Here is a 7,207-nt window from a genome sequence, read left to right as displayed (position 1 = left end):
CGTAGAGGCATGATTTATATACGATTCTCGGTATGCGAATCGTTCAGTCGCGACGCCCCGCCCCGGACACGCCCTGGAGGACTGCATGGGCGGTGGCGGCTCGGCCGCTACTGACGGCTTCCGGCCATGAGCGGCCGGTCGAGGTCGTCGTCCAGTTTGGCTGACCGAGGCCTCGTCCGCCCTCGCTCAATGGCCGGTCTTCGGTGAGCAGATCGCAGGTGGCATTGCCTCCACGCAGCCAGAAGCGGCCGCACAAGACGCAAGGAGAGTGACCATTTCCTGGCGGATGACCGCCGGTCAGATTCGATTGACTCGCACGCTATGGACCGAGCCTTAGCTTGGAAACGGCAGGTGCACACGACCTCCGTATCCGCCTCGCCCTTTTACATGAGGTCGCAACTGGCTGATGCATTTTCAGTAGCCGCTGCGGCAATTAACCGTATCCATTGGCTTGACGACACAGCGCGGATTTAGTCGGTCGAGTCGGCGTCCGATGCCTCTGTGAACTCACGTCCTGGCGGCGACCGGGAGTCGGAATGGGGCGCCGAGACGGTTGAAGGCGTTCATCGCGGCAATCGTTATCGTGAGGTCGACAAGTTCCTTCGGCGAGAACGCCGCCGAGGCCGCCGCATAGGCTTCATCTGAAGCATGCGTTTCGCTGACGAGAGTCACCTCTTCGGCCCAAGCCAAGGCGGCGCGCTCCTGAGCGGAGAACAGGTGTGGGACTTCGTCCCACACGGGCACCAGGGTCACCTTGTCGATGGACATGGTCTTTCTAAGATCGCGACTGTGCATATCAATGCAATGGGCACATCCGTTAATCTGTGAAACACGGAGGAACACGAGATGAATGAGTTCCTCGGGCAGGTTGGTGCTTTTGGTCACATAGTGATGGACACCGAAAAGCGCTTTTGCGCCGTCCGGTGCGATCTCGCTCCAGTTCAAGCGTGTCATCTTTGTCCTTTGCCGTTTGGCCATAAAATAACGTCTCTTGGGTCACGGTCGCGGGTTGGTTACTTCCCCTTCGCGCGTGACTCATGACATAACGCGACGTTACTAGCCCGAGATTACGGACAACAGGCCCAAGAATTGGCGAAATGACTGAGCCAAAGACTATGCCCACGCTTGCGATCGAGATAGACCGTACTGCGGCGGCGCCCGTTGGCGAGCAGATCTACGCGAGCCTCAGGCAAGCGATTGTCGACGGCCGTCTTCAACCCGGAAGACGGTTACCCTCTGGAAGGGATCTCGCTGCTCAGCTCGGCGTCGCGCGCGGAACGATTCTGGTGGCCTACGAGCGGCTGGCTTCCGAGAAGCTAGTGGTCGGCGCAGGCTCCGCCGGCACACGCGTCTGCGCGCAACTTCCTCCAGCGCCAACCGAGACCGAGATTCCGCTCGATGGGCCACTGGATGCCTTTACACGACCGTATTCGAGCGCGCCACTACCGTTCCAGATGGGCGTACCGGCTCACGATGCATTCCCCGCCAAGGTCTGGGCTCGAATGCGAGCGCGGGCTGTCCGGGCGGACGCCACCGGATACACGACCTACGCCGACCCTCGCGGCGAGCGCGGCTTGCGCGCACAGATTGCCAGTCACTTGGCCATCAGCCGACAGATTCAATGCCATCCCGATCAAGTTTTTGTGACCAGTGGATACCGTCAGGGACTGATGCTTACACTGATCGCGCTCAGAGCTCACGGTCGCACCGCGTGGATCGAAGAACCGGGCTATCCGCTCGGAAGGAAAGCTCTGGAGCTGGCGGGGCTTACGGTTGCCCCCATCTCCGTAGATGTCGAGGGATTACGTGTCGAGGAAGGAATCGCTCGTGCTCCGCATGCCGCGTTAGCGCTGGTTACGCCAGGCCAACATGCGCCGCTGGGCGTCGCCCTCTCGCCGATGAGAAGACGTACCCTGCTCGAATGGGCTGAAGCAAAGAATGCCTGGATCATCGAAGATGACTACCTGGGTGAACTACAGTTGGTTGGACGGGCGGCGCCCGCCTTGGCTGCGGGTGATGGCGCGCAACGCGTGATCCACATCGGCGCATTCAGTAAGACAATCAGCCCCGCGCTGGGCCTCGGCTTCGTCGTCGCGCCGCGCGCACTGGCCGAACGCGTTGTCGAAACAGTTTCAGTAATGGCACCTGCTCCGAATAGGACGACACAGCTGGCACTAACCGAGTTTCTCGCAGATGGACACTTCATGCGCCACCTCCGACACATGAAGAAGGTCTACGCTGAGCGCCGCTATCTCGCTGTTGAACTGCTCAGAAAGCGGTTTACGGAGGTCGTGGAATCGGGATTGGGGTTGATTGTCAAGTTGCCTGATGGCGTCGATGACCTGGAGATCGTTCATTCCGCGCGCAAGGAAAATCTTGCACCGTCTGCGCTGTCTGCGTGGTACCTACGGACAGAGCTCGCGAGGAACGGCCTACTTTTGAGCGTAACGAATCTTCGGCCCGACAACATCCGTGCGGCGTGTGATGCGCTCGAAGATGTTGTTTCAGCACGCATCTCGCAACATCGAGGCGTCGATGCAAGCCATCGTTTCTTTTGATCGGCTTGGATGGACCGGTATTGAGAGCTTTGCGGTCATCCGTCTCAGCATATCGGCGGTCCACTTCGGGTCGTGAGTACGCACTGCCGACTGGCCGCTTCCGGAAGCGGAATTCCACTGGCCGCTTTCCGGCGATGAGTTTGAAGAGGGGGCTGACGCAGCCCGACCCTAACCCGTCATCCAATCTTCAGCGCTGTCAACGACCGCTGACGAGCAACTTCCGCCAGCTGCCACATTGCTTTCACACGTCGATTTCATCCAGCAGAATTCGGTTGAAGTCAGTACAGAATACGGGAGCCCCCACCCATCGCTGGGGTCGGGCTTTCTTTCCGGGGAAGCAGTCGTCGATGCCGTTTGCCTAGATGGTCGGATTCACGATTACTCGCTGCGGCCCGAAGCAAGGTTTGCGTCGATCCACGATGCTACGTCGGTGACTGGAATGGCATGGCGTTGATTGAACGTCCCACTCTTGTCCCATGCGACACCCCGCCCTTGAGCAAACGCCGCACGATACTTGCGCATCATGTTGTTCGGGTCGCGCGCCAGCTCATCCAGCAAATACTGCACGCTCCACTCGGAACGACTGAAGGGGCGGCCGAGGGCCGCTTGCAGCTTGTCGGCGACCACCCCGTAAGTCACGGTGTCACCGGCCAGATATACAATTTCGTTCCGGATACGGGGTTGAGCGAACACGATCTCGGCAGTCAGCGCGCCGATATCATCGGGCGTCGTCAGCGTCACGGCGGTGTCGAGGCTGCCCAGCGCGTGGACTGCGTCGTTTTGCAGGTCAACGACACCGAAGTCTGGCTCAAACAGGTAGCTCATGAACATGCCGGTCGAGATGATGACCCACTCGGTCTCGTGCTGACTGCGCAGCAACTCGCGCACGTCCAGCTGTGCGTCGAAGATGTCCTGCGGACTGCCACGACCGATCACATCGAAGTCGACACCGAACTGCCACGGGAAGTACCTCGGGATGCGCGCCTGCAACGCCGCCCGCGCCAACTTCATCGGCGTGTCGATGCCGGCTGCGTAGCCCGCACAACCGATTACCGTGTCATATCCTGCGAATACGCCTGCGAGCTCATCAATAGAGCTCTTCACAAGATCGCCCACGACGATCTCGATCCCAAGGTCTCGAATCTCCGCGATATCATGTTGCTTGGCTGGTGCATTGGACTCAACGGCACTTGCGCGCAGCAGCACGCTGATCTTCGCGCCGGCCACGTCCTTCGCTCGACGTGCGAGATTGCGTAGCACTGGAAGGCCAAGTTCGCCAGCACCGAGCACGAGAATGTTTTGAGACGTGGCGTTAGGATCTGTTTGGTTCATCGTCTAGCCTGCTGAGAAATGTGTTGCGGCAGTCTAGCAATGCATGGACGTGTATGAAAGAAGGCACATGCGTGATACTGGGAGCCAGATAGTTGGATCGAGACGAACTTCTCCGATATTCGCAAACCGTTTGCGACGGCCTGCGAGACGATGATGACGGACTGCGGCGAGAGGTGCTCGCACACGCCGGGAGTCGTTGGTCGCTCGGTGTCGTCCACACGCTTGGCGTGTACGGCAGGCTGCGCCATGCCGAAATCGGCAGGCGCATGCACGGGGTGACTCAGCGGATGTTGACGCGCACGTTACGACAACTCGAACGTGACGGTCTGGTGCTCCGTCACGATTTCGATGAAGTGCCCCCTAGAGTCGAATACGAGTTATCCGACACGGGCATGGACCTGCTCGTTCGCATGGTCCCGTTGTGGACCTGGATTGTCGAGAATGCGGACCGCTTCAGAGAAGCGAGGCGGATTTTCGACAGCCAGAACCGCGACGCGAGCTCGTAGCTTGCCGATTGTTGATTTGCATTCCCTGCTTCCCTGGCGGGGATAAGGATTGACGTCTCTGAGTGAAAGGCTTATGGCGGCCGCGCATTTCTTACTTCGTCGTCTATCCATCCCAACGAGCCGCAACGTCCAAGATTCGCGCCCCTCGCTGATGTCTTGTTTCGGCTGGCGCACGAAGATTGATTGTTATCGGGGAAAACTGTCCTGTACTGCGAATTCTCAGTCAGCAGGTGACGCAAGCGCTAACACCGCCAACGCCAGTGTTCAAATCTTCGATGATCACGCTACGCGTCGCCAATCGGGCCGCCGAAGCACGACGGCACATTTCGACAAGGCAGAGTCTGATAGCTGAGCGGAACTGACGTTCGAATGTCCGCCGCGAGAGCGCGGTCGAACGCCCGCAAGTGGCCCGATTGGGTGAGGCCGCCAACGTCCGCTTTATGGTGCTCCAGTTCGCGAAAACATTGACTCGACTGACTGACCGGTTTGGAGGCGGCTGTCTGACCGGAGTGGGTCGCGAAGCGCCTCTCGCACGGCTCCAGAACGGCCGCTCGACGGCGCACGGGCTTGTTTGCCGACCTCGCCGAACGTTCTGGTAACGAGATAAGCTTTGTTATCACGACAGTACGATCACCCATTCAAACTCGGGTTTCGCACAACGCGTGACAGGGGTTGCCGGCGCTGCAACGGCGCCGCGCGGCAGTTGACACTGGTCTTCGCAACACCGTGGCCGGTGACAACTTTAGTTCGCGACGTGCAATCCCATGAATTCACGACGGTTTCGCTCTTCATCGCCGGCGCGAGGCGGCGAAGTGACATTTTTACTTCCCAAACGGTGACAACTTTAATTTGATCTACGGCAGGGCTCCTACGGCAACGCCACGAATATCTACGCCGAGAGCGATGTCGACGTGGTGATCCTGCTGAAGGACTGCTTCCAGCAGGACCTGAAGGCGTTGAGCGAGGAGCAGAAAACCGCTTGGAGGGCGGCGTATCACGACGCGGTGTATGCGCACCGGGATTTCAAGAAGGACGTGGTGTCGGTCCTGACGGATGCCTACGGCGGTGACGTCACGGTCGGCGACAAGGCGATCGCCATCGCCGCGCGCGGCGTGCGCCGCAAGGCGGATGTGATCGCGGCGATTGGCTACCGGCGCTACTACCGCTTCAACGGCCTGCGCGACCAGTCCTACGACGAAGGCATTTGTTTCTACGACGCGGCGGGGACGCGGATCGCCAACTATCCCAAGCAACACGCTGAGAACCTTACCGCCCAGCATCAGGCCACCCAGCAGCGGCTCAAGCCGATGGTGCGGATCTGGAAGAACCTGCGCAGCGCGCTGGTCGAGGCGGGCGCGATCGAGGCTGGCGCCGCGCCGTCCTACTATCTCGAGGGCCTGCTGTACAACGTGCCGGTGGACAAGTTCGTCGGCAGCTATGGGGATACGTTCGTCAACGTCTACAACTGGCTGGTGACCGAGGCGGATAAGACTCAGCTGGTGTGCGCCAACCGGCAGTATTACCTGTTGCGCGATAACGCGCCGACCTGCTGGGCCCCGGCGCAATGCGAGGCCTTTCTCGCGGCGACCCTGGCGTATTGGGACGATTGGGGCGCATGAGGGCGCGTCGGCGGCGAGAGGGCCGATCCGGATAACGATGCGCGGGAGGCGCGGATGAGCCAGCGGGACGATTTCAGCAAGAAAGTGCGGCAGGCGGTCGCGGCGAATGCCGGCTGGCACTGCGCGTTCACCGGCTGCGGCAAGCTGACGGTCGGGCCGAGCGACGAAGGGGCCGACAGAAGCACCACGATCGGCGAGGCCGCCCATATCCATGCCGCCGCGCCGGGCGGCCGGCGCTACGATGCGACGATGACGCCGGAAGCGCGTAGCAGCATCGACAACGCGATCTGGCTCTGCGTCGACCATGCTCGGTTGATCGACCGCGACAGCGTCACCTATACCGCACCGCGGCTGCGCGCGATGAAACAGGCTCACGAGGACGCCTGCAAGCGGGCCGTGCGCACCGGGCAGCCCGCGCTGGTCGCGGCGGGGCTGCTTGCGATCGGCCCCGAGATCGTCTGCACGGGCGATTTGACACAGGTCGACGCGAGTGGATGGACGCTGCGGCTCGGGCATTTCCTGATCGGCGATCTCCAAGGGGTCGTCGACTACATCGACCGGTTCGGACGCCTGTCTCCCGAGGATCGCTATGTGCTCAGCAACGAACTGGGCGACGGCCGTGTTCTCGCCGCGGCGCCGGTCCTCGCGAAGCAGGACGCCGGTTACCACCTTCGGTGCACGGTGGCGCCCGGTGCGGCGCGCGTAGACGTGAGCGACCTCGGCAGCGGGTGGGCCCTGCACGCGGAAACCGACGATCTGTATCTCGACGACCGCGGCGCGATTGCCCGCGTCAGCGGCGTGGACTATCTGCCGCAGCGTGTGCGCGAGGTGTTGTCGATGCAACAAGGCGAGAGCCCGCTGCATCCGTCGTTCGGGGTGCGTTTCTTCGAATACTTCCAGGCCTATCGCGGATCGCCGTGGCTCGACCTGCTGCTCAAACTCGAGGTGGTGCGCCAGGCCTCGGTGCCTTACAGCGATCCCCTCGGTAAACGGGAAACTACGCCGCTGCGCTGCGTGACGCGGGTACGTCAGCTTGAATTGCTCGCGGAAGCGCCGACAAATCAGCGGCTGCCGATTCGGCTCGAACTGGAGATTCAGGGGCTGGGGCGCTGGGCCAGAGAGATTGCGGTCTATCTGCCCACGGCCGAACAGATGTCCGAACTCGCGCAACGGCGGGGGCGGATGGCGGGGC

General features: G+C 61.2%; 6 protein-coding genes. 4 read left to right on the top strand and 2 right to left on the bottom strand.

Annotated elements, in window-relative coordinates:
- Nucleotides 1–507 precede the first annotated feature (507 nt).
- A complete protein-coding gene (locus tag H3O04_RS32650) occupies nt 508–954 on the bottom strand; it encodes a carboxymuconolactone decarboxylase family protein (protein ID WP_062885775.1) in 447 nt (148 codons plus the stop codon).
- Nucleotides 955–1,115: 161 nt separating this feature from the next.
- Here H3O04_RS32650 and pdxR point away from each other — a divergent pair, with 161 nt between their 5' ends.
- Nucleotides 1,116–2,558, top strand: coding sequence for a MocR-like pyridoxine biosynthesis transcription factor PdxR (pdxR, locus tag H3O04_RS32645; RefSeq protein WP_124489443.1), 1,443 nt, complete (start codon nt 1,116–1,118; stop codon nt 2,556–2,558).
- A gap of 378 nt (nt 2,559–2,936) precedes the next feature.
- Here the strand turns inward: pdxR and H3O04_RS32640 are convergent, their stop codons facing one another.
- The gene (locus H3O04_RS32640) at nt 2,937–3,890 is read right to left on the bottom strand and encodes an aromatic alcohol reductase (protein ID WP_062885773.1); all 954 of its coding nucleotides are present in this window, start codon (nt 3,888–3,890) and stop codon (nt 2,937–2,939) included.
- A gap of 92 nt (nt 3,891–3,982) precedes the next feature.
- Here H3O04_RS32640 and H3O04_RS32635 point away from each other — a divergent pair, with 92 nt between their 5' ends.
- The 3 genes from H3O04_RS32635 to H3O04_RS32625 form a co-directional block, all read left to right on the top strand.
- Nucleotides 3,983–4,396: a winged helix-turn-helix transcriptional regulator gene (locus H3O04_RS32635; protein WP_062885772.1), complete on the top strand. Its 414-nt coding sequence runs from the start codon at nt 3,983–3,985 to the stop codon at nt 4,394–4,396.
- 911 nt (nt 4,397–5,307) lie between these two features.
- Nucleotides 5,308–6,015: a nucleotidyltransferase gene (locus tag H3O04_RS32630; RefSeq protein WP_237666518.1), complete on the top strand. Its 708-nt coding sequence runs from the start codon at nt 5,308–5,310 to the stop codon at nt 6,013–6,015.
- 54 nt (nt 6,016–6,069) lie between these two features.
- Nucleotides 6,070–7,207 (top strand): hypothetical protein (locus H3O04_RS32625; RefSeq protein ID WP_202589259.1); only part of this gene is annotated, 1,138 nt, incomplete at its 3' end.

The sequence above is a fragment of the Burkholderia sp. KCJ3K979 genome, from assembly GCF_016759955.1.
GTDB lineage: Bacteria > Pseudomonadota > Gammaproteobacteria > Burkholderiales > Burkholderiaceae > Burkholderia > Burkholderia orbicola.
Note: the sequence above shows the minus strand (reverse complement) of the source record. Positions and strands in the feature narration are given on the sequence as shown.